This window comes from Vibrio splendidus, from assembly GCF_024347615.1.
GTDB lineage: Bacteria > Pseudomonadota > Gammaproteobacteria > Enterobacterales > Vibrionaceae > Vibrio > Vibrio splendidus.
In genome coordinates this window covers 54,419-76,590 of record NZ_AP025509.1, presented here as the reverse complement: position 1 = coordinate 76,590, position 22,172 = coordinate 54,419, and the positions used below count along the sequence as shown (strand labels likewise).

Genomic DNA, 22,172 nt, shown 5'->3' with positions numbered 1-22,172 from the left:
GTTGTGCTTTAAACAAGTGTGCTTTAAACACGCGAGATCTAAACACAAGATGTTTAAACAGGAGGAGTATAGATGAGAGAGCTGTATACAAACGAGGTATGAACAAGTGAAGTTTAACGAAGCAAGCTTTATCCAGTTATTATCACTCGCATAATAAGCAAACGGCCACGCTTCTCTGCTCCACAAGGTTGGGAGTAATGACTCTATAAACCAACAAACACCGAAGTTAAGTGAAATTTGTGAGATCCAATCGTTTGCGTCATGCACTTTTCGCACTCGAATTCGGCGTATTCAAAGGTCGAACAAGAAAACGCATTGATCACCTTATTTGTCGTTTACTGTTTACGTGTAACTTGAGCTAACGATCACACCTTTAATGATCACTATGACTGTTATTACATATAATATTTTGATTTGAGTATTTTTTGTCGAAAAATAAGTGCTACAGATTGTTAAAGTCAATAGCCTTTATCGACACTGAAAACTTGATTTATGGCTAATATAAAGCCAACTTACAGATAATTTGTCTGCATTTATTTTTCCTAGCAGAATAACCCGTCGTACCTTACAATCCTGCCACATAAAAATTACAAGTTGCACACAAGGCATATCAAGCACATTTAAGTGGCAATAAAGACCACAGCCTGATGCCTCAAATCCCCTATGCTGATTGGCTTCCCTACAACCGCCATGAATGCAGAAACTTAACGTGAAAGGTCCCGAGTAAAGATGAGTCCCGAAAAGCACCTCCTAGACTGGCAAACTAGTCAAACTATTGCTGAATCCATCGCTCCAACTTTAGGTCAGTTATACCGTCAAAAAGGCGTAGAAGTTATCCTCTTCGGTAAGACCCTGGTTAACGCGACAACTATCGACATCATCAAAGCTCACCGTATCGCAAAACGTTACACTGGTTCTCCTCTTACAGCAGAACAGACTCAACCAATCATTCAACACCTTCTCTCTATGGACTTATCTCCATGTCGTATTGATGTTGGTCGCCTTGCCCATGCATTCTGGCAAGATCGCGAAGACACTCACGGGCTGGATGATTTTCTACAAACTGCACTTGTAGAATCGCTTCAAGGCGATGCAATGACAGAACCTCGTGACGTTGTATTGTACGGTTTTGGTCGTATTGGCCGACTGCTAACTCGTCTATTGATCGAGAAAAGTGGCCCAGGTTACCCACTTCGTTTACGTGCAATCGTTGTACGTGGTGGCAAAGACGGCGACCTAGAAAAGCGTGCTAGCCTACTTCGTCGTGACTCTGTTCACGGCCAGTTCAACGGCAGTATCGTAGTTGACCAAGAACGTAAAGCAATCATCGTAAACGGCAACTTCATTCAAGTTATCTACGCAAACAAGCCAGAAGAAGTGGATTACACGACTTACGGTATTGAAAATGCACTTGTGGTTGATAACACTGGCGTATGGCGTGACGCTGAAGGCCTAAGCCAACACGTTGCATGTAACGGTGCGAAGAAAGTACTACTGACTGCGCCAGGCAAAGGCGACATCAAGAACGTCGTATTTGGTGTGAACGAGACTGTCATTCAACCAGAAGACACGATCATCTCTGCTGCAAGCTGTACGACAAACGCAATCACGCCAGTATTGAAAGCGGTTCACGACAAATTCGGCGTACTGTCTGGTCACATTGAAACGGTTCACTCATTTACCAATGACCAAAACCTAATCGATAACTTCCACTCAGGAGACCGTCGTGGTCGTGCTGCATCATTGAATATGGTACTGACATCGACTGGTGCTGCTAAAGCGGTATCAAAAGCGATGCCAGAAATGGAAGGTAAGCTAACAGGTAATGCGATTCGCGTACCTACGCCAAATGTTTCAATGGCAGTAGCAAACCTAAACCTTGAGAAAGGCACAAACAAAGAAGAGTTAAACGAGTACCTGCGTGAAATGGCGCTGTCTTCTTCTCTGTCTGCACAAATTGATTACACAGATTCGACTGAGATTGTATCGACGGATTTGGTTGGCTCTCGCCACCCTGGTGTGGTTGACGGTGTTGCGACTATCGCACAAGACAACCGTGCTGTTCTGTATATTTGGTACGACAACGAGTTTGGCTACAGCTGTCAGGTTGTTCACTGTATGGAACAAATGATGGGTGTGCGCTACAAGACTTACCCTGAAGTATAAACTGCTTAGAGCCTGTAAATTGCTTAGATTCTATAAACAGTTTTAGGTAACCAGCTCCACAACATAATAATTATATCTGCGAGGTCTGTAATGGGCTTTGCAACCCTTCTTGTTTTACTCCCCCGTATAAACAGGAAGGTTGCCACTTAGATCTGCTCTCTCTATCTGATCTAAGTGGCCTTTTTACATCTGGCAAGCTAACTTTTATCGCTATGACAAGAACTTTATCCTCGTCACTCTTGGAAAGCTTCACATCTGTTACAACTCAACCTCAACATCTGACTGAATCGCACTCGAACACGCGAGTACATAACCTTGCTCAATCTGTTCTGGCGTCAATGTTTCTTGGCTGCTTGATTCCACCGAACCTTTGGTTACTTTACACTTACACGAACCACAAATCCCACTGCGACAAGCAATAATAATCGGAACACCTGCTTTTTCTAATGAATCCGCCAATGGGGTTCCCGCTTCTGCTTCAACTTCTGCGCCAAATGCAGGAACAAACACCTTAACGGCGCCATTTGAATCTGCTGACGCTTCTGTTTGTGGTTCTTCTGAAGCAGTATTGCTATGGGCTAGTGAATTATTACTTTGAGTCGCGGGAGTAAAACTTTCTTGGTAGAAGTTATCCATGTTGAACTCAAGTTCTTTCAGGTAGTTTTCTATGTCTTGCATAAAGCTAACCGGCCCACACAAGTATACGGTTCTGTCTAAAATATCTGGGCTGAGTGTTACCAACCAGCTCTTGTCTAGACGACCTTGGGGAGCAGTTGTTCCTTCACTGTCTTTCAGAAGCAACTTAAGGTTAAAGTTAGCGTGTGTCTCATCGAGTTGGTTGAGCTCTTCAAAGTAGATGGTCTCGCGTCGATTACGTGCCATGTGAACAAAATCGATTTCAACATCACTGCCTTGAGCCAACCAATACTTTGCCATCGCCATCACCGGAGTGATACCGCAACCCGCGCTCACTAGCGTTACTTTCTTTGTCGCCGTTGGCATGCAATCAATACAGTTAAACGCACCAGCAGGCTTCAATACAGAAACCTCATCACCTTCATCAAGTTCATCAACAATAAAGTTCGAAACCAAGCCACCTTCCACACGCTTTACCGTCAGCTTCAGGCGGTTATCTTCAGGGCAAGACGCTACAGAATAAGCACGGTAATCCGTTTTCGCCGGCATATCCAAACCCAGAGTAATAAATTGCCCTGGCTTAAAGTTGAAATGTAAGTCTTGTGGAACGCTGCCAAGCTCAAAGCTGACCGTATCTGGCGTCTCGTGCCATTTCTTTAAACACACTAAATTGATTGAATCGCTATCCGACCATGCATACATAGTTCGTGTACCTTGCTAATGACTAGATGATTAAATGACTAAAGATTTAAATCGAAAAAGCCCCGCCGTTGTCTGTTTTAGAAAAACGTCACAACAACGGGGCTTAGAGTTGGCTTAAATTAAGCCGCTAAGATTGTTTTAAGATCTTGCTCTGGCGTTGAGATAGAACGCATATCGAACTCGTCTTGCATAATCTTTAATAGGTTTTCTGTTAGGAAAGCTGGCGCTGTTGGGCCCGTGTAAATACCTTTCACACCAAGAGCGAACAGGGTAAGCAGGATAACGATCGCTTTTTGCTCGAACCAAGATAGAACTAGCGTTAACGGAAGTTCGTTGATACCACAATCAAACTCTTGAGACAGTGCGATAGCAAGCTGAATCGCTGAGTAAGCATCGTTACATTGGCCAACATCTAACAGACGTGGGATACCGTTAATGTCACCGAATTGGTTTTTGTTGAAACGGAATTTACCACATGCCAATGTCAGGATTACTGAATCTTCTGGCGCTTGAGCTGTGAAGTCTGTGTAGTAGCTACGTTCAGATTTGTCACCGTCACAACCACCGACTAGGAAGAAGTGTTTGATGTTGCCTTCTTTCACTTGCTCAATAACCGCAGGTGCCGCTTCCATCAGTGCGTTACGACCAAAACCGACAGTGATCATTTGCTCGATCTCGTCATGTTTGAAGCCTTCTTGCGCAAGAGCACAGTCGATTACCGCACTGAAATCATCGCCTTCAAGGTGATCAACACCAGGCCAGCCGACGATGCTACGCGTAAATAGACGATCAGCGTATGAGCCTACATCTGGGTTAAGTAAGCAGTTAGATGTCATTACGATGGCACCAGGGAAGTTAGCGAATTCTTTTTGCTGGTTCTGCCAAGCGCTGCCGTAGTTACCCGCAAGATGTGGGTACTTGTTCAGTTCAGGGTAACCGTGTGCAGGTAGCATCTCACCGTTAGTGTAAACGTTGATGCCCTTGCCTTCAGTTTGTTGAAGGATCTTTTCTAGATCATGCAAGTCGTGACCAGAAACAAGAATACAGTGGCCTTTCTTAGTCTTCACGTTCACGGTTGTTGGTTGAGGGTGACCAAATGTATCTGTCTCACCTTTATCCAGCATTTCCATAACTTTGTAGTTCATCAAGCCAATCTGCATAGACGTATCTAGCAGTTGTTTTAGGTCAGATGGGTCAGTACCTAAGAAAGCCATGATTTCATGGTATTCGGCAAAGATAGCATTGTCAGTTTGACCAAGAACACGAGCGTGCTCCATGTAGGCTGCCGCACCTTTTAGACCGTATAGGCAAAGAAGGCGAAGACCAATCACATCTTCATGTTGAGAGTCGTGACCACGGTTTACCGCAGCTTGAGGGGCAAGCGCCAATAGCTCTGAAGAATCTGTAGGAAGATCGAATTGCGCAGCAGCCGAAAGTGCTGGGATTTCAAAACCGATCAACGTAGCAGCCGCACGTACCTGTTGCTCTAAACGCTGCTTAAACTCGTTAGATTGTTGTGCGAACTCGATAATACGAGCAGGGTCGAAGTTAACGTTAGTCAGTGTTGCGAAGAACGCTTTTGGTGCCCATTCGTCAATTTCAGTATCAATAACATCACAAGCGCGGCCTAAATTGGCCCAGAAAGAAACACCTTGCAGAGAATGCACCAACACGTCTTGAAGGTCGGATACTTCCGATGTTTTACCACACATACCTTGTGCGAAAGAACAGCCTTTTACGGTTGGGGTTTGAATTGTTTGTTCACATTGAATACAGAACATAAGGGCTCCAGTAATATTTTAGTTAACTGTAAGTACTTTGCTTACAGTGACTTATTCCAAACCCTATAGAGCATCAACCGTGCCAACTTTTAACTAATTGATTTTATTAAACTTAGCTTTATTCCCTTATTTTAGTGCGTGATTATGACTACATATAAACTCTCAATCCACACACACCTGTGTCATAGTGACTCTCTAGAATTATTTGGTGGTGTTCATGTTTCGTTCAGAATAGAAGCGATATAGTAACAACATAGAAAAAGAGGAATGAATATGAAAAATATATTAGTTACGATTGTTGCGTTGTTTACTGGCCTATTGGCGTTATTCACTAGCTTGATCCTTGCTATTCCTTTAGCTATTGCAGCTTTAATTACTGGCAAGCGCATTCAGAATCAAATGAAGAAACAAGGTTTCGCAGCTCATATGAACACTCGTCAGTCATCAACCAATGATGCCGGTGTTATTGAAGGTGAATACGAAGACCTTTCAAGCAAAAAGTAATCTAAACTTAAGTTTCAAACATAGTGAAAGCACAACAGAGACAACATTAAAAAATGCATAGAAATACCATTCTAACGCTGCTCGCCTTAACGACTTTAAGTCTCGTTGGTTGTTCCAACGAGACAACTATACCCGCTTACGAAACATCTCCAGACTTGCCTAGCTATCAGCAAGACAACTTTGATGCCTACGTCAATGACACCCAAGATTGGCTGCTGAAAAACCGCGTGTTCATGACAAAAGACAAGCAGCTTGAGATTCAACTGAACTCCCCGACTGAATACAAACCTACCGAACCTAATGGCAAGGCAGTGTTATTGGTCCATGGATTGGGTGATTCACCCTATTCGTTTAAAGACATCGCTACCCATTTGGCTGAGCAAGGTTACTTAGTGAGAACTGTATTGCTTCCGGGTCACGGCAGTCGTGTGGGTGACCTAATGCAACCGAGCTTAGAAGATTGGCAAGGTGTGGTCGCTCACCATACCAAGTTACTTGAGCAAGAGTATGATTCTGTTTGGCTTGGCGGCTATTCAACAGGCGCAAATCTCGTCACTTCGCAAGCGATGAACGATCCAAAGATCTCCGGATTACTGCTGTTCTCTCCAGCGTTTCAACCAAGCTCGTCTGCCGTTCAATACGCAGGGCTCGCAAGCTACTTTTTCACTTGGGCTGATCAAGATCCTGAAGACAACGTGTTGCGTTACAACTCATTGCCAATGAACGGTGCCTCGGTTTACTACGAGACATCAGAAGTCGTTCGTGATGACTTACAAGATAAGCACTTCGATAAACCGGTGTTTATTATAATGAGTGAAGGCGACAGCGTGATTGACACCAGTTTCGTTCAACAAGCGTTTACTGAATCGATGCCCAACCCAAACAATGTGTTGATCTGGCAAGGTGAGACGACACTCGATGATCCGCGAGCGGTTCAGTACAGCATGAAGCTCCCGGAGCAACGCATCTCGAACGGTTCTCACATGGGTTTACTGTTCTCGCCAAGCAATCCGTATTACGGAATCAATGGTAGCGAGAAGATCTGCTCCAATGGTCAAGAGGAAGGTTTTGAAGAAGAGTGCAACGCGACAAGTGAAGTTTGGTACTCAGCATGGGGATATCGTGAAGATGGAAAAAACCATGCACGTTTAACCTATAACCCTTACTTTGCTGACTCAATGAAAGAATTAGACTCGGTTCTAAACTCAGCAGGCTAACTTCTTTTAGCGGTTAACTGTTAGCGTTTAGCGTTTAGCGTTTAGCGTTTAGCGTTTAGATAAGTAGAAACAAAAACGGCTCACAAGATAATCTCTTGTGAGCCGTTTTAGATCTTAAGGTCTAGTGATGACTAAATCATCCACACCACACGCACAGCAAGCAGAATCAACACCACACCTGACAATCGGTCAATCAACTGAGCTTTCGAGCGAATACGTTCAACAATCAAAGGGCTAGACAACACCAAGGTGATAAATGTGTACCATAAACCGTCTACAAGTAGCGGTGTTGATACGATAATCACTTGATTGGTCAGTTCATTACCTAACGCAACAAATTGGCTAAACAGAGCGATGAAGAACAGCGCGATTTTTGGGCTCAAGATAGAGATCAAGAAAGCTTCGCGAGCAGACTGCATGTAACTCATCTGTTCACCCGCCTCCAATTTCGCAGCAACCCCACCTTTCGAACGCAACGCATTCACGCCGAGATAAAGCAGATACGCTGCACCCGCTAAACTAATGCCTTTGAACAACATAGGTGATTGCTCAAGTACAACGGCTAAACCAACAATGGTTGCGAACGCATAAATACCGATGCCTACGGCGTGAGACCAAGCCGCGATAAGCCCGTTCATACGGCCACCAGCCAGACTGTGTTTTGCAATCATCGCCAAGCTTGGGCCCGGAGACATTGCACCCAACAAGCAAATCGCTAATAAAGAAAACCAAATTGTTACTGTCATCATTCCATTCCTAGTAAAACAAAGCGCCCCAGCAGAACGCTCTTTGCTTAATACTCAATACTTAGCACTTACCATAATTCGCAGAAGGTATTATTTGAAATCAAAGATTATCATCACACCTATGATTTCAAGTCATACTGATATTGTAACTCGACTTTTGCATCGCTTGGAATGCTTTTTCTCGCGCCCATTTGTGGGCAGAGTCGTTGTCATATTTAGGGTGCCACATTAACCAATAGGTGTGCATTTCCGTATCAAATGGCAACGAAAAGTAGGTAGTATCGAGGTGTCGACCTAGGTTATAGGCGATATGTTCAGGCACGATCATCAAATAGTCATCTTGCATTAACACTGTGCCTGCGGATGAAAAGAACGGGACCTGCAGAGCCACTCTTCGTTTAAGCCCTTTTTTCTTCAATGCTATGTCCGCGTAGCTGTCTTTATCTCCGCCACCTGTCACTTTGATGTGAGAGTAGCTGACGATATCTTCTGCACTCAAAGCCGATTGATGGGCTAATGGGTGCGACTTGCGCATCAAACACACCGATTTATCTTCACCAAGCTTAATGCTTGATAGTTGTTCTGGCTTTGTGGGAAACATACTGGAAGCCAAATGAATACCCGACTCGTTCAGAGCTTCAAGGTAGTTTGGCTGCCACAAGCGGAAAGCCAAATTAATGTTCGGGGCTTCGGCGGACACCTCTGCAACAATAACAGGAAGAATATACTGAGCCACATAGTCACTCGAAGACAATACCAGTTCACCCTGCCAGTCTTGCGGTTCAAAGGGTTTATCGTCTAAAAGGTGGTCGAACTCTCCAAGCAAGTCATCGAGTTTACCTTTGAGCAACAAAGCACGGTTAGTCGGAACCAGTTTGTTACCATCACGAACCAGCAAAGGATCACCACATAGATCTCTAAGCTGAGCCAGTTGACGGCTCACCGCCGACTGCGTGATGTGCAAACGCTGAGCTGTTCGACTGACATGACACTCTTCAAGAAGCACATGCAGAGAGCGCAGTAGGTTTAAGTTGATATTGCCTAACATGAATGCACCGTCGCATTCTGTTTGTTAAAAAACTCCGTCAAGACAGTATGAGTCATGAGGTGTCGAAGCTCTGGATAGCTTTGCAGCCGATCGCGGATTTGATTCAAACGGTCCATGCTTTCAACTTCAACATAAAGCATCATATCTGTCTCACCGCTAATAGAGTGGCACCATTGCACCTCATCAATACTCTGGATTCGTGTCGCGTAAGACTCACAACTATGGTCGCTGCTCGACATGTCGAACTTCAACAAGATGTAAGCGCACACATTCTTCGTTTGATTGGGCTCTGCCACTTGTGCACAATAACCCGTAATCACTTTGTCGCTTTCCAGTTTCTTGATTCTGGCATTCACCGCCGAACGCGAGAGACTGACATCTCGGGCGATATCGCTCACTGAGCATCGTGCATTGGTTTTGAGAATATCCAAAATTTGGCGATCAAATTTATCCATGCTTCTGATTCTTTCCATTTATTGTTCTATTTATAACGCCTAATTTGACACAACTTTCCTACTTATAACAGCCATTATGACAGCCGACACTTTCACGCTTAATCAAGTTAAAACCGTTAAATTGACGGTGTCTTAAGACGTTTCGCTAGCTGTATTATTGATGTCGACAATGTATGCTCTCATTCATAGCATCACCCAAACATCAGAAGACAGGCACAAGAAGGCCGATATGATAAGCCAATAGCTAGGAGAGCGAATGACACAACTCAAACAAGAAATCACGCTTATTTCAGGAATCGGACAACTCTCGACTACCTTGCTAGGCACTGGATTATTTATGATCCCTGCCATCGCAGCAGGCATTGCAGGGCAGTTGTCACTACTCGCGTGGTTAATCCTGTTTATCGCTATTTGCCCGATTGCACTAACCTTTGCCGCATTAGGAAAACGCTACCCCAATGCAGGTGGCACCGCCTATTTTGTGCGTCAAGCATTCAGTGAGCAATTAGAAACCAGCGTGGCTTGGTTGTTTGTGAGTGTTATTCCTGTCGGTATTCCGGCTGCGATTGCATTGGCTGGAGGTTTTGCACAACAACTGTTACCAGCGCCACTCGACACACCACTTGGCGCGCAGTCCTTTACCGTCGCTCTGCTTATTGCCGTCAATTTGATGGGCAGTAAGTCTTCTGGCCGCTTACAAACAGTGATTGCCTTGTCGATTTTTGCCTTGGTTAGCGCCTTTGTTTGGAAAGCCGACATCACAGCAGCTGACATCGCAGTTCCGACCATGACGTCCGATTCGATGTGGTCGATTGGCGCAGCCTTAGCGGTGATGTTTTGGTGCTTTGTCGGGATAGAAGCCTTTGCTCACATGGGAGAAGAATTTAAAAATCCACAGCGTGACTTTCCCATCGCAATCATTGCAGGGTGTTTCGTTGCGGGCATAGTGTACTGGGCTTGCTCGGTGGTTATTATCAAGCTAGGCGCTTATGGTTCACCTGAATTTGATGCTGCATCCATCCCGTGGGTAACAGAACAACTGTTTGGTAATGGCTTCAAAACCGTCATCAGTGTGCTGGGTTTCTTTGCTTGTTTTGCTAGCCTAAACCTTTACACACAAAGCTTGTCTCGCATGATATGGGCTCAGGCTCGCCAACACAGTCCTGAAGGTAGAATGGCTCAACTCAATAGCCGTGGTGTACCACTTTATCCAACCTTAGCAATTGGCTTTGTCGCGCTTATCTCTTGTGTGATTGGTGAGTTGTCTAATCTCGATCTCGAATTCTTTCTTAAACTCGCCAACGGTATTTTCGTTCTGGTTTATCTGCTTGCAATGTTAGCGGCTTGCCGATTACTGACTGGCGCATCTAGATACACCGCCATGCTCTCACTGGTCATCTGTACCTTGGTGTTTATCTGTTTAAGCTGGTCGATGCTCTATGCCGTCACTATTTTTGTGACATTGTCACTCCCTTGGCGTAAGTGGCTAGGTAAAGGTAAAGCCGTTTCTGTCGACAAGTTATAACTCGATTAATGATGAATCGACAAACTGTAAGCAAGCCCTACCAATATTACTGATAAAAAAGCCGAGCGATCTGTTTGATCTTCGGCTTTATCTCAGCCAAACGGATATTTCCAAACCCCAACACCGCCCCATTCCAATCACGAGCATCACTTGATCCATATTCATAAAAGTCAAAAGGACGAATGATGATATTTTCAAGCTCTGCTCTACGGCTCCACTCATGTTCAGATATGCCTTGATACCACTTCACGGTCACATGTAGCCCTGCCGCTTGGCTAATCACTTCAAGATCGCCATGAAACTCACTTTTAATCGCTTCTATCATCGCTTCATGCTTGAGTTTGTATGACCGACGCATCTTTCTAATATGACGCAGTAAGTCGCCTTCGCGAACAAAATCCGCCAAAGCTTCCTGTGTGTGGGACGCCGTGTCTCCCGTGAGCGCATCTTTAATCTCAAAACACTTCGCCACCAGACTTTCTGGCACCACCAAATAACCTAGTCGCAAGCCATTGAACATCACCTTACTCAGGGATCCGACATAGATGATGCGATCATCGAACCCTAACTTTCCCGCTAACCCTTGCATGCTGGTATAAGGGCGATGAGCAAACTGAAACTCACTGTCGTAATCATCCTCAATGATCCATGACTGATGTTGATTGGCCCAACCAATCAGTTTAAGGCGTTGATCAGTATTGAGGGTCGTGCCCATTGGGTATTGGTTACTCGGCGTGACATAGAGAGCCTTAGCATTACTGGACAGCACTTTTTCAATATCTAACCCAACCTTTTCACGCACACTCACACCATCCAGCTCTAGCCTCAACAGATCGATAATTTTATGCACTTGTCGATAGCCGGGCTCTTCCACAAGGATTTTGTCGCCCATCGCTAACGTCGCCATCAAACCGATTGAGATGGCTTGCTGCGCACCTGCGGTGATGATGATTCTATCGGCACTGCAGTGAACCGAGCGACTACTCGCAAGATACCCGCTCAATGCTTCCCTCAAGGCCAAGCTTCCCTGAACCTCTTGATTGCCCGCAATGTTCTGACGTGTAGAGTGGCGTTGCAGCAACCTCTGCCATTTCGCAAAAGGGAACGCATCTAAGTCAGGAACTCCGGGGGCAAAGCTGCGGTTAATGTCGTTAGGTGTCGCGATGTTTGTACTCGGTTGACTGACTGTTTTTTTGACCTTCGGATCCTGAATACTGTTTGGCTTAGACAAACTTAGAAAGTGTTCTGGTTGTTCAACCGAAACATAAAACCCTGAGCCTTGCTTACTCTCGATATAGCCTTCGGTGACCAGTTGTTCGTACGCATAAATCACTGTATTTCGACTCACCGATAACTCGACAGCCAACTTACGTGTTGAAGGTAACTTACTGCCCTTGCTCCATAAATCTTGAACGATCTTCTCTCTGATCGCGTGAAACAAGGCGGTTTGGCGCGTGTCGTGTTGTTCGTCTAACTGTAGATCACCGACATCAATAGGCTGCATAACTGGATCCAAATAGTGTTTAAAAGTGGCTCTATTTAATAGACCAGTTAATCGCTACATTAATCAAAAGGCAATTATTAAGGAGCGATTATGTTATCTAACACGAAAAGAACCACTATTAAAAAAGGGGCTCACAAAGCCGTATTTGAACAAGAGAAACTGCACCAAATTATTGATGAGAGCTTAATCGCACACATTGCATTGCAAGGCGAACAAGGGCCAATGGTTATCCCGATGCTTGCGTGGCGAGTCGATGACATGGTCTACATTCATGGGGCCAAAAACAGTCGCTTATTGAGAGGTCTGAAAAAGGGAGACCCAACCTGCTTAACGTTCACTTTGTTCGATGGTTGGGTGTTGGCCCGTTCGGCATTTCATCACAGTGCGCATTATCGTTCTGCTGTGGTATTGGGGTCATTTTCAATCATCGATGACAATCAAGAAAAGGATCGCTTGTTGAATATTTTTATTGAGCAAATCGCGCCGGGCAGAACCAATGAGGTCAGGCTCAGTAATGAGAAAGAGCTCACCGCAACCGAGCTATTGGCGATACCTTTAACGGAAGCCTCCGTGAAGATTGGTAAACATGGCGTGAATGATGATAATACCGATATGGATATCCCAGTATGGGCTGGCGTATTACCTTATCGAACGATCGTAGGGCCATTAGAAACGGTTCCAGAGCAAGAAGGCATCATTGAAACACCAGATTACCAACAAGCCTATGGTGAGCGCTGGTATCAGAATTGATACACAAAGATGGTTAACTTAATAAAATTGTATACAATCTGAATTACAAAAATTTAACATGACAAAATAATGTAATCAGACGATGAGAACGAATAAGGATATTCAACCATTTCAAAGCTTGCTCAATGGCATTGGGCAAGTCTATTTCACACCGTCTGTCATGACGTCGATTTTGCTATTATTTGCCATTTCTATTGAGTCACTTGCGCTGGCTTTTCTTACCTTGCTTGGCGCCAGTTGCAGTTATGCATTAGCCTTCTGTTGCTATATGTACACCAACACCAACACCAACACCAACACCAACAAGGCAGCTTACGATATTGGTAGTGGTATATATGCGTTAAATGGGGCTTTAATTGGTTTATTTATCGGTAACTTTTTTGGTGTGACACCATTATTGGCTTTAGTGACGGTGTTAGGTGCATTACTCACAGTGCCGGTTGCCCACATCGTATTCAGTTTTAAGAAATATCGCGGTTACACTAGCGCCTTTATCCTCACCTCTTGGCTGATTTATGCTATCCAATCAACCTTGGATCTATCGGCATTTTCTCCATCCAGTTCCGCATTGATACCACTCATCAGTTTTGACGCAAACTCGTGGTTCAACCTACCGCCAGTGGTTATCCCATTCTTAAAAGGGATAAGCCAAGTCAGCTTCATCGAAAATGCGTTGTCGGGGCTCGTTATCTTGGTTGCCATCGCAATCAACAATATCAAGCATGCCATTTGGGTTGCGCTCGCAGTGTTAATCAGCACCGTATTTAGCGGTTTGATTGGCGCTTCTGGCACGCTAATTGAGCAGGGTCTTTACGGGTACAACGCCATCCTTGCTACTTTAGCACTTGTGCTCTATCCGCGGATCCCTTGGCCGTTAATCCTATTAGGCATGCTGTTAAGCTGTCTCATCACATTCAGTTTTCATGAACTGTCACTGCTACCACTCACCGCCCCTTTCATTTTGAGCACTTGGGTCGTGGTTTACTTATCTGGCCTAACGCAAGAACCGAAGGCAAGTTAGGCAACATAGTTACAGTCCGGTTTTTAAGCGCTCCACATATTGCTTGGGCGTCAAGCCTCTATGTTTCTTAAACATCCGATTAAAGCTCGCGACGTTGGTATAACCTAACCTCGTCGCCACTTCTTCCACTGGCACTGAATACAACAATAGCTCCACCGCCACGTTACTTAACGCGTATCCCATGATGGTAGAAAAGTTAACACCCAATTTGTGTAATCGTCGCTGGAACTGCTGTTCAGATAAACCGAGTAGACTGGAAACTTTATGCAGCGTTGGCAGGCCGAAATGGCGACTATAATTGATCATCTCATAAGTCACTTTATGCTCATCCTCGGCGTCGGGCATGTTGAGGTAATTGTCTAAGTCATGGAAGTTCATCGCCAAACTCATCTTGCCGACAGACGGTGATTGGTTGATCGACAACCTCAAGTGGCTCGGTATCCAAATCTCAGTCCGCGGTTGACCCCACTGAATATTGCACCCAAAGTACTCCTGATAAAGTTGAGTATTTTCGCGATAACCAGCGATAGATACGGCTGCAGGGGTAAAATCGTCTCCCAAGTATCGTCTCAATATCTTCATCATAAAGATGGCGACTCGAATCGAGTCATGAACTTTACCAGTCTCAGAATACGCAGGGTTGTCGTAACACCACTTGATGAGTTTACCGACTTGAGCGCCATAGAGAAAAGCACCAGACTGCAAACAGTGCAAGCCAATGTTAACTCGACGAATAGAAGAAGCCAGATCGTGTCCAGAGAAAAACCAGTTCGATAGAGGACCTAGCCTTTCAATATCCACCCTATCAGCAAGCTTCAAGATAATATCAGAATCGCCTGTTTGCTGTTCAAGCAAGCCATACCATTTGTCCACTTCGCCAACGGGAATAAGGCTCATCGGGTTGTTAAATACCGACTTGGGGATACCTAATTGCTCTACATTCACGAACTTATTGGTCGTTGCGTGTTGGTAAATACCCAGAATTCCCAATGCTCTTAAGAAGTTACAATTGTTCATTAGCTACCATACCTAGAAGTCACTATTACTGATCAAATCATATTGGCATCATTATTAAAGTAATTGGTAAATTTTCAACCTCTAAATCTGATATCAATCACACTCTGTGCTCAATTTAACCTAGGGTTTATCAATGAGTTTAGTGAGTGTCCCATTTGTCGGCACCGGCGCCGATACCGCTCTACACGTTGTAGCAGGCGTTGTATTGATCGCAACTATCGCTGCTGCATGTTACGGGTTCTGGCGTGTGCATGAATTACCAATCAATAAAGCTCACAGCAAAGAGCACCAACAACTCGGTTTGATCACCGCATTAACTTGGATTGGTTTTATCTGGCACTGGGTATGGGTACTCGCCGTCATCTTGGCCTTTGTTGATATGGAAAAAGCCATCATCAATCTGAGAGACACCTGGAAAGCGCCGCCAAAGTCTGATCTACCGCCGGAACAAAATGATAAAAATGAGGAGAACCCAGTATGTTAGAAGGTTTAGCTATTTGGGCACTGTTCATTTATTTACTGAGACTGGTCGGTATGCCTTGGAATAAAGGCACCAAAGCGTTTGCTTACTTAGGTGGTACATCTTGGTTGATGTTCGTATGGGTTGGGTTAATCAACTTTACTCCGATGGACTTATCTGGAGGATCGGTTGTCCAGTCTCCACATATTCAATTACGTCCGGACTCAACAGCGGTCACAGGAAAAACCACAAAGGTTCACATCAGCCCAAACCAAGATGTGGTTGAAGGGCAACTTCTTTACGAAATTGATGACACTAAGTATGTGATTGCGAGAGACAAAGCAGGCGTTCAACTTGAGTCAACAAAAGTCGCTTTAGATACCGCTCGCCAAGAAGTCAGCATTGCTAAAATTAGCTATCAGTCGGCGCTAGAAGACATCAAAACATCTATTACACAGATAGAGTCAGCAAAGACAGATCTAGTGTTGCAATCTAAGACCCTTGACCGTTACCAGAAACAAAACAGTGTCGTAGAACATACGATTACAGAAACTGACATCGACCAACAAACAGCAAAGGTAGACTTAGCGACGTATAACGTTACCACATTGGAATCTCAGCTTAGCAAGAAAGAAGTCGATGCCGAGAATGCGAAATTAAACATCCACAAAGCTGAAACCAATGTAAGCAAGAAGCAGACTGAGGTCGATTCAGCAAAAGCAACATTGGCACAAGCACAATGGGACTTGAACAGTACCAAAGTCACGGCACCGACTGACGGCTTTGTAACGAACTTTATCCTTCGTGAGGGTCAACGCGTTTCAATGATGCCTCGTATCCAGATGTATACCGAAGAGAAGTACGTATTGATGCGAGTCAATCACCAAGCGATTCGCAATGTTAAGGTGGGTCAACCAGCAGAATTTTCGACCGCGGTATACCCGGGGAAAATATTCTCTGCAACCGTAGAAGGCATTGTTGAAGCGACGGGTGAAGCACAAGCTAGCTTATTAGGTATTGATGAACAGGTTCGCGTTACCACAGGCAGAAACCTCCAAAACAAACACCACTTTGTCCGCTTAAAAATTGACGAAACGGAAGGTTACGATATTCCTGTCGGCTCCGTTGGACTAGCTTGGGTAAGCGGTGAGAAGCCAATTGGCTTTATGGGCTTCCTAGACGTAATACGCGGGATTATCATTCGAATGAAATCTCAGTTGTACTTCTTTTACTCAATCTAACTTAAGTAACAAGTAAATCAATACAAAGCCAGTATGCCCTTAAAGCATGCTGGCTTTTTTTGGGGAAGAACAAAGACGAGTTAGTACTAGCTGTCGGCATAAAATACAAAATAGTTCCTATTACACAGCTTAGACAACCCATCCACATTTGCATAATGCATTTTTGTTTTGCGAATTTATAATTTTAAAACGCGAAAACTTAGCTTAAATACGCACCAAATTGCTATAAAACACCCGTTTTACGTCGTTTTAAAAGTTGGCACACTAACTGCAATGTATACATTGACCCTTCTTAAGCCGAGGGTCACCTAGCCAACTGACGTTGTTAGTGAACCTTTGTTGTTCACGATATATATAGGCCAATTGCGAATATTGCGATTGGCCATTTTTTTGCCTGTCATTTAAGAAACAACGCCCGCCCAATATACAGACACCCATTCATAAATATAATAATCAACATTCATAGCCAACTATGAACAACAGATACCTGATGCGTTATAGGAAACGTTTTCTATTTATTTTAATTAAAAAAATACAAAACATAACCTTATGTTTTATATTGCTTTTAGTTCAATAACTGATTCCATACCGCTTTTATTGACAAAATTAGCATTGACTACGTGATTTATATCACCATAATGCGCACGTTTGCCTGCAATACGGCGACCGTTAAATTTAATTTTGATCATTTGCGGAGGTAAAAAATGGCTGCTGATAATAACTACAGTCTTGGGCCGGTTCCTACATCGGCTAGGAAAGGAGTCGCTTCACTCACCATGGTAATGCTTGGACTCACTTTCTTCTCTGCAAGTATGTGGACAGGTGGTTCACTCGGGACAGGTCTTTCATTCAACGATTTCTTCCTCGCCGTACTCATCGGTAACCTAATTCTCGGTATTTACACTTCTTTTCTTGGCTACATCGGCTCATCTACTGGCCTTTCTACTCACCTCCTTGCTCGTTTCTCTTTCGGTACTAAAGGCTCATGGCTTCCTTCTGCTCTACTTGGTGGTACACAAGTCGGTTGGTTTGGTGTGGGCGTGGCAATGTTTGCCATTCCAGTTCAGAAAGCCACGGGCATTGATACCAACACCTTAATTGTTGTATCAGGCTTGTTGATGACAGGTACGGTGTACTTCGGTATTAAAGCACTCATGGTGCTTTCAGCGATTGCGGTTCCTGCCATTGCAATTCTGGGTGGTTACTCAGTACTGACTGCGGTAGACAGTGTTGGCGGGCTAGAACAGCTACAACTGATTGAGCCGGAAACACCAATGGACTTCTCAATGGCGTTAGCAATGGTTGTCGGTTCATTCGTGAGTGCGGGTACGTTAACTGCCGATTTCGTTCGCTTTGGTAAAAAGCCAGCGAGCGCAGTGTTAATTACCATGGTCGCATTCTTCATCGGTAACTCACTGATGTTTATCTTCGGCGCGGCAGGTGCAGCAGCGACGGGTCTCTCTGACATATCAGATGTGATGATTGCACAAGGACTACTTCTTCCAGCCATCATCGTTCTAGGCTTGAACATCTGGACAACCAATGAAAACGCACTTTATGCGTCAGGTCTTGGTTTATCTAACATCACAGGTCGCTCAAGTACTACAATGTCTATCATTAACGGTATCGTAGGTACGATTTTCGCGCTTTGGTTGTACAACAACTTCGTCGGCTGGTTAACCTTCCTTTCGCTGGCAATTCCACCCATTGGTGGCGTAATCATCGCCGACTTCTTTGCGAACCGTAAACGTTACAAAGATTTTGCAAAAGCAGAGTTCCAAACCGTTAACTGGGCTGGCATTATCGCGGTAGCAACAGGCGTAGCCGCCGGTCACTTCCTTCCTGGCATCGTTCCTTTGAATGCCGTGTTTGGTGGTGCAATCAGTTACCTCGTGCTTAACCCTCTATTGAATAAAAACGCTCTGAAATCTCAGGCCGCTTAAGGACACACTATGACAACCTTATTAATCAAGAACGCGAAGCTTCAAGACCAAGACGGCTTGAAACAAATCCTGATTGAAAATGGTCAATTTTCTCGCATTCTCGATAATGACGCGCCAATCAATCATCAAGGTGACATCCTTGATGCTGAAGGTGGCATTGCAGTTTCTCCTTTCTGTGAACCGCATATTCACCTAGATACTACGCAAACGGCTGGCGAACCTAACTGGAACATCTCTGGTACTTTGTTTGAAGGTATTGAGCGTTGGGCTGAGCGTAAAGAATTGTTATCAATTGAAGACGTAAAGTCTCGTGCGAAACAAACACTGAAATGGCAGATTGCTAACGGTGTTCAACACGTGCGTACTCACGTTGATGTATCGGATCCGACGTTAGTTGCGTTACGAGCGATGGTTGAAGTTCGTGAAGAGATGAAAGAGTGGGTCGACATCCAGATCGTTGCATTCCCTCAGGAAGGCATTCTTTCATACCCTAACGGCAAAGAATTGCTTGAAGAAGCTGTGAAGATCGGCGCTGACGTTATTGGTGCTATCCCTCACTTCGAATTCACTCGTGAGTACGGTATTGAATCTCTGCACTATGCGTTCGATCTTGCACGCAAGTACGACTGCTTGATCGACGTTCACTGTGATGAAATCGATGATGAGCAATCTCGCTTCGTTGAAACACTGGCAGCCCTTGCTCATAAATTCGACATGGGTGATAAGGTAACGGCAAGCCATACTACAGCAATGGGTTCTTACAATGGTGCTTACGCATCTCGCCTATTCCGTCTATTAAAGATGTCTGGCATTAACTTCGTGGCAAACCCGTTAGTGAACATCCACTTACAAGGCCGTTTCGACGACTACCCGAAACGTCGTGGTGTGACTCGTGTTAAAGAGATGTTAGCGGCTAACATCAATGTGTGTTTCGGCCATGATGATGTGTTTGACCCATGGTACCCGCTGGGTACAGCGAATATGCTTCAAGTTCTGCACATGGGACTGCACATAACACAAGTTATGGGCTACGACCAAATCAACACCTCTCTTGATTTAATCAGCAAGAACTCAGCTCGCACATTGAACATCCAAGACAACTACGGTATTGAGGAAGGTAAGCCAGGAAGCCTGCTAATTCTTCCTGCTGACGATGGCTTTGATGCCGTGCGCCGCCAAGTACCAGTGCAGTACTCTATCCGCCACGGCAAGGTAATCGCAGAGACTCAACCAGCGAAAACAAAAATTAATTTAGATAAAACTGAAGATATCAACTTCAAACGATAATATCGTCTATACTAATGATGAAAAGGAGGCTTAGGCTTCCTTTTTACTTTGTCACGGTGTGTGATTTTATAAAACTATCAGCTATTTCAGGTGGTTTTGTTAACGAGCACAACATGACAAAAAAACTTGCTGATTTCTCAATCAATGAGTGTACAACCGGAAAGACTGTGTTAACATGCACTCGCTCTGTTAGCCGGAGTTATTTAAGTTAGATGAATAGTAAAAAATGACATGTAAAATCGTTACCCGTTTTTGTAAGTAGTTTTTCCTTATTTCTTAGCAACATTAAATAATTCAATTATCAGCGCATTGCAGTAATGCAATCAACAATTTAGAAAATTTATGAATAAGGGACAAATTATGTCTAACACAAATACTGGCACTGTAAAATGGTTTAACGAAGAGAAAGGTTTCGGTTTCATTTCTCAAGACAACGGCGGTGCTGACGTATTCGTACACTTCCGTGCAATCGCTTCAGAAGGTTTCAAAACTCTGAAAGAAGGCCAAAAGGTTTCTTTCGAAGTTGAAAACGGTCAAAAAGGCCTACAAGCAGCAAACGTTGTTGCTCAATAATTAGCTTTTAGCTAAAAAGAATTTTAAAGCGCTGATTTTTATCGGCGCTTTTTTGTATCTGCTCATAAATGTTTTCATCCTTTCCCTCTCTCGATTCAAATTTCTGGGTCACTTCTTCAATCGAGTTACTTCTCCAATCGATTCTGAGATCACAGTGCTCTCCCGAACTAAGGTTTTAATACAAAACTCAACTTATGTTCCATAGTGAATAACCAAAAATATGGTTAAAGAACAATCCATTAGACACCATTTATGAATACGCAATCGATATTCATAATAAAAATGAGTTATTTATCCAATCCTCATCTATTAATCATATAATTTTTAAAGCAAAGACCTCCGAAATCCGCTAACCTTGTCCACAAGTGGCTTGAGTTAGTTTGGTATCTGCAGTAAAAATAATGAAAAAAGACGAATTCCAGAAATCCACCGCTAATCTAAAAAAAGCGGTACCTCTTATGATGAAGAACAGAGTGTCTACCACACCTGCAAATTACGCACTTTGGTACACCTATGTCGATAATGCTATCCCGCAGCTAACTAAAGACATGGATGGTGTTTTAGAACACTACGGCATTTGTCCTCCAGCCGTTGGTGAGCAGCTTTACAACAATTACGTTGCGAGCAAATCTGAAACCAATATCAACGATCTTCGCGCTAACCTAGAACTGTTAGTTTCAGAAGTTTCGAATTCAATGAATGATACTCTCACCGATACCTCAGCTTTCTCCGACATGATCGATCAAAGCTTCGAGGATTTGGCTCGTGTTGATAATGAAAGTTTATCGATCGACGAAGTCATGTCGTTGGTTCGTCAGTTGGTTTCTGAGTCTCGTCATATTCGTCACTCTACTCAGTTTCTGAATTCTCAGCTGCACTCTGCTACATCAGAAATTTCCAAGCTTAAAACCCAATTGGTAGAAGTGCAGAAAGATGCGCTCTTTGACAGTACAACGACACTCTATAACCGTCGCTCTTTCGATCGTGATATAGAAACCTTGTGTGAAGCGAAAGAATCTTTGTGTTTGATTCTTCTCGACATCGATCATTTTAAAAATTTCAATGACACCTATGGCCACTTGTTTGGCGATATGGTTCTTAAAGGGATAGCTCGCAAGCTGAAGTTAAGTTGCCGTGAAGGTATTTCTGCGTATCGATTTGGTGGTGAAGAGTTCGCACTCATCGTGCCAAACAAGTCTTTGCGTATTGCTCGTCAGCTCGCTGATACTAATCGACGTTCTCTAGAAAAGCTGTCTATTAAGGATCGTCGCAGTGGTCAACAAGTCGGCAGTATCACCGCATCGTTTGGTGTCGCTGAACTTGAGCCCGGTGAGTCGGCGCAATCACTGATCGAACGAGCTGATAAGCTACTTTACGAAGCGAAATCACTTGGCCGCAACCGAGTCATGCCTCTTTAAGGTTTCACCGCTGGTTCTGCTCAATGAGAACCCGTGAACGCGAATTGATATACATTTAAAAAACAATAAAAAGCCCCAAAGACTAACTAGTACGTTAATCTTTGGGGCTTTTTCGTTGGCTATGTGTATCGGCTTAGTACTTACTGGGTTCAAACCCTTCAGCGTTCCAAACCTTATC

19 protein-coding genes are annotated in these 22,172 nt (G+C 44.1%); 12 read left to right on the top strand and 7 right to left on the bottom strand.

Features of this window, described 5'->3' with window-relative positions; translation table 11 throughout:
• The first annotated feature begins 729 nt into the window (after nucleotides 1–729).
• On the top strand, nucleotides 730–2,166 hold the full coding sequence (locus tag OCU90_RS17775) for a glyceraldehyde-3-phosphate dehydrogenase (protein ID WP_017082482.1): 1,437 nt from the start codon (nucleotides 730–732) through the stop codon (nucleotides 2,164–2,166).
• A gap of 258 nt (nucleotides 2,167–2,424) precedes the next feature.
• Here OCU90_RS17775 and OCU90_RS17770 read toward each other — a convergent pair whose 3' ends face one another.
• Both OCU90_RS17770 and hcp read right to left on the bottom strand, forming a co-directional pair.
• Nucleotides 2,425–3,504 (bottom strand): FAD-binding oxidoreductase, encoded by a 1,080-nt coding sequence (locus tag OCU90_RS17770; protein ID WP_061023228.1) that lies wholly within the window; start codon nucleotides 3,502–3,504, stop codon nucleotides 2,425–2,427.
• Nucleotides 3,505–3,623: 119 nt separating this feature from the next.
• Nucleotides 3,624–5,285: a hydroxylamine reductase gene (hcp, locus tag OCU90_RS17765; protein ID WP_061023225.1), complete on the bottom strand. Its 1,662-nt coding sequence runs from the start codon at nucleotides 5,283–5,285 to the stop codon at nucleotides 3,624–3,626.
• Nucleotides 5,286–5,558: 273 nt separating this feature from the next.
• On the opposite strand from hcp, the gene OCU90_RS17760 reads away from it, so the two are divergent.
• Together OCU90_RS17760 and OCU90_RS17755 are read left to right on the top strand one after the other, a co-directional pair.
• Complete coding sequence (locus tag OCU90_RS17760) at nucleotides 5,559–5,789, top strand: hypothetical protein (protein ID WP_017061777.1); 231 nt, start codon at nucleotides 5,559–5,561, stop codon at nucleotides 5,787–5,789.
• Nucleotides 5,790–5,842: 53 nt separating this feature from the next.
• The gene (locus tag OCU90_RS17755; protein ID WP_061023223.1) at nucleotides 5,843–7,006 is read left to right on the top strand and encodes an alpha/beta hydrolase; all 1,164 of its coding nucleotides are present in this window, start codon (nucleotides 5,843–5,845) and stop codon (nucleotides 7,004–7,006) included.
• Nucleotides 7,007–7,137: 131 nt separating this feature from the next.
• Here the strand turns inward: OCU90_RS17755 and OCU90_RS17750 are convergent, their stop codons facing one another.
• The 3 genes from OCU90_RS17750 to OCU90_RS17740 form a co-directional block, all read right to left on the bottom strand.
• Entirely contained in the window at nucleotides 7,138–7,752 is a 615-nt protein-coding gene (locus OCU90_RS17750) for a LysE family translocator (RefSeq protein ID WP_054543011.1), read from the bottom strand.
• Nucleotides 7,753–7,879: 127 nt separating this feature from the next.
• Entirely contained in the window at nucleotides 7,880–8,800 is a 921-nt protein-coding gene (locus OCU90_RS17745) for a LysR family transcriptional regulator (protein WP_061023221.1), read from the bottom strand.
• Complete coding sequence (locus OCU90_RS17740) at nucleotides 8,794–9,255, bottom strand: Lrp/AsnC family transcriptional regulator (protein ID WP_017082486.1); 462 nt, start codon at nucleotides 9,253–9,255, stop codon at nucleotides 8,794–8,796. The genes OCU90_RS17745 and OCU90_RS17740 overlap by 7 nt, the downstream gene beginning before the upstream one ends.
• Before the next feature lie 256 nt (nucleotides 9,256–9,511).
• Here OCU90_RS17740 and yjeH point away from each other — a divergent pair, with 256 nt between their 5' ends.
• Nucleotides 9,512–10,780, top strand: a complete 1,269-nt coding sequence (gene yjeH / locus OCU90_RS17735; protein WP_061023218.1) for an L-methionine/branched-chain amino acid transporter — start codon at nucleotides 9,512–9,514, stop codon at nucleotides 10,778–10,780.
• 46 nt (nucleotides 10,781–10,826) lie between these two features.
• Here the strand turns inward: yjeH and pdxR are convergent, their stop codons facing one another.
• Entirely contained in the window at nucleotides 10,827–12,284 is a 1,458-nt protein-coding gene (gene pdxR, locus OCU90_RS17730; RefSeq protein WP_061023216.1) for a MocR-like pyridoxine biosynthesis transcription factor PdxR, read from the bottom strand.
• Nucleotides 12,285–12,374: 90 nt separating this feature from the next.
• Between pdxR and OCU90_RS17725 the strand changes: the two genes are divergently transcribed.
• Nucleotides 12,375–13,034 (top strand): pyridoxamine 5'-phosphate oxidase family protein, encoded by a 660-nt coding sequence (locus OCU90_RS17725; protein WP_061023215.1) that lies wholly within the window; start codon nucleotides 12,375–12,377, stop codon nucleotides 13,032–13,034.
• Nucleotides 13,035–13,116: 82 nt separating this feature from the next.
• A complete protein-coding gene (locus tag OCU90_RS17720; protein ID WP_061023213.1) occupies nucleotides 13,117–14,055 on the top strand; it encodes an urea transporter in 939 nt (312 codons plus the stop codon).
• A 9-nt stretch (nucleotides 14,056–14,064) separates the two neighbouring features.
• On the opposite strand, the gene OCU90_RS17715 is transcribed toward OCU90_RS17720, so the two are convergent.
• Entirely contained in the window at nucleotides 14,065–15,072 is a 1,008-nt protein-coding gene (locus OCU90_RS17715) for an AraC family transcriptional regulator (protein ID WP_061023211.1), read from the bottom strand.
• 133 nt (nucleotides 15,073–15,205) lie between these two features.
• Between OCU90_RS17715 and OCU90_RS17710 the strand changes: the two genes are divergently transcribed.
• The 6 genes from OCU90_RS17710 to OCU90_RS17685 all read left to right on the top strand — a co-directional run bounded on the left by OCU90_RS17710 (nucleotide 15,206) and on the right by OCU90_RS17685 (nucleotide 21,994).
• Nucleotides 15,206–15,556 carry an MFS transporter gene (locus OCU90_RS17710; protein WP_004730017.1) on the top strand — a complete coding sequence of 117 codons (351 nt, stop codon included), beginning with the start codon at nucleotides 15,206–15,208 and terminating at the stop codon, nucleotides 15,554–15,556.
• Nucleotides 15,550–16,773 carry an HlyD family secretion protein gene (locus OCU90_RS17705; RefSeq protein WP_061023209.1) on the top strand — a complete coding sequence of 408 codons (1,224 nt, stop codon included), beginning with the start codon at nucleotides 15,550–15,552 and terminating at the stop codon, nucleotides 16,771–16,773. Before OCU90_RS17710 ends, OCU90_RS17705 begins: the two co-directional genes overlap by 7 nt.
• 704 nt (nucleotides 16,774–17,477) lie before the next feature.
• Entirely contained in the window at nucleotides 17,478–18,716 is a 1,239-nt protein-coding gene (gene codB, locus OCU90_RS17700) for a cytosine permease (protein ID WP_032545837.1), read from the top strand.
• Between the two features lie 9 nt (nucleotides 18,717–18,725).
• On the top strand, nucleotides 18,726–20,003 hold the full coding sequence (locus OCU90_RS17695; protein WP_061023206.1) for a cytosine deaminase: 1,278 nt from the start codon (nucleotides 18,726–18,728) through the stop codon (nucleotides 20,001–20,003).
• Nucleotides 20,004–20,363: 360 nt separating this feature from the next.
• The gene (cspE, locus tag OCU90_RS17690) at nucleotides 20,364–20,576 is read left to right on the top strand and encodes a transcription antiterminator/RNA stability regulator CspE (protein ID WP_004730009.1); all 213 of its coding nucleotides are present in this window, start codon (nucleotides 20,364–20,366) and stop codon (nucleotides 20,574–20,576) included.
• Nucleotides 20,577–20,977: 401 nt separating this feature from the next.
• Entirely contained in the window at nucleotides 20,978–21,994 is a 1,017-nt protein-coding gene (locus tag OCU90_RS17685; RefSeq protein ID WP_004730002.1) for a GGDEF domain-containing protein, read from the top strand.
• The last annotated feature ends 178 nt before the right edge of the window (nucleotides 21,995–22,172 follow it).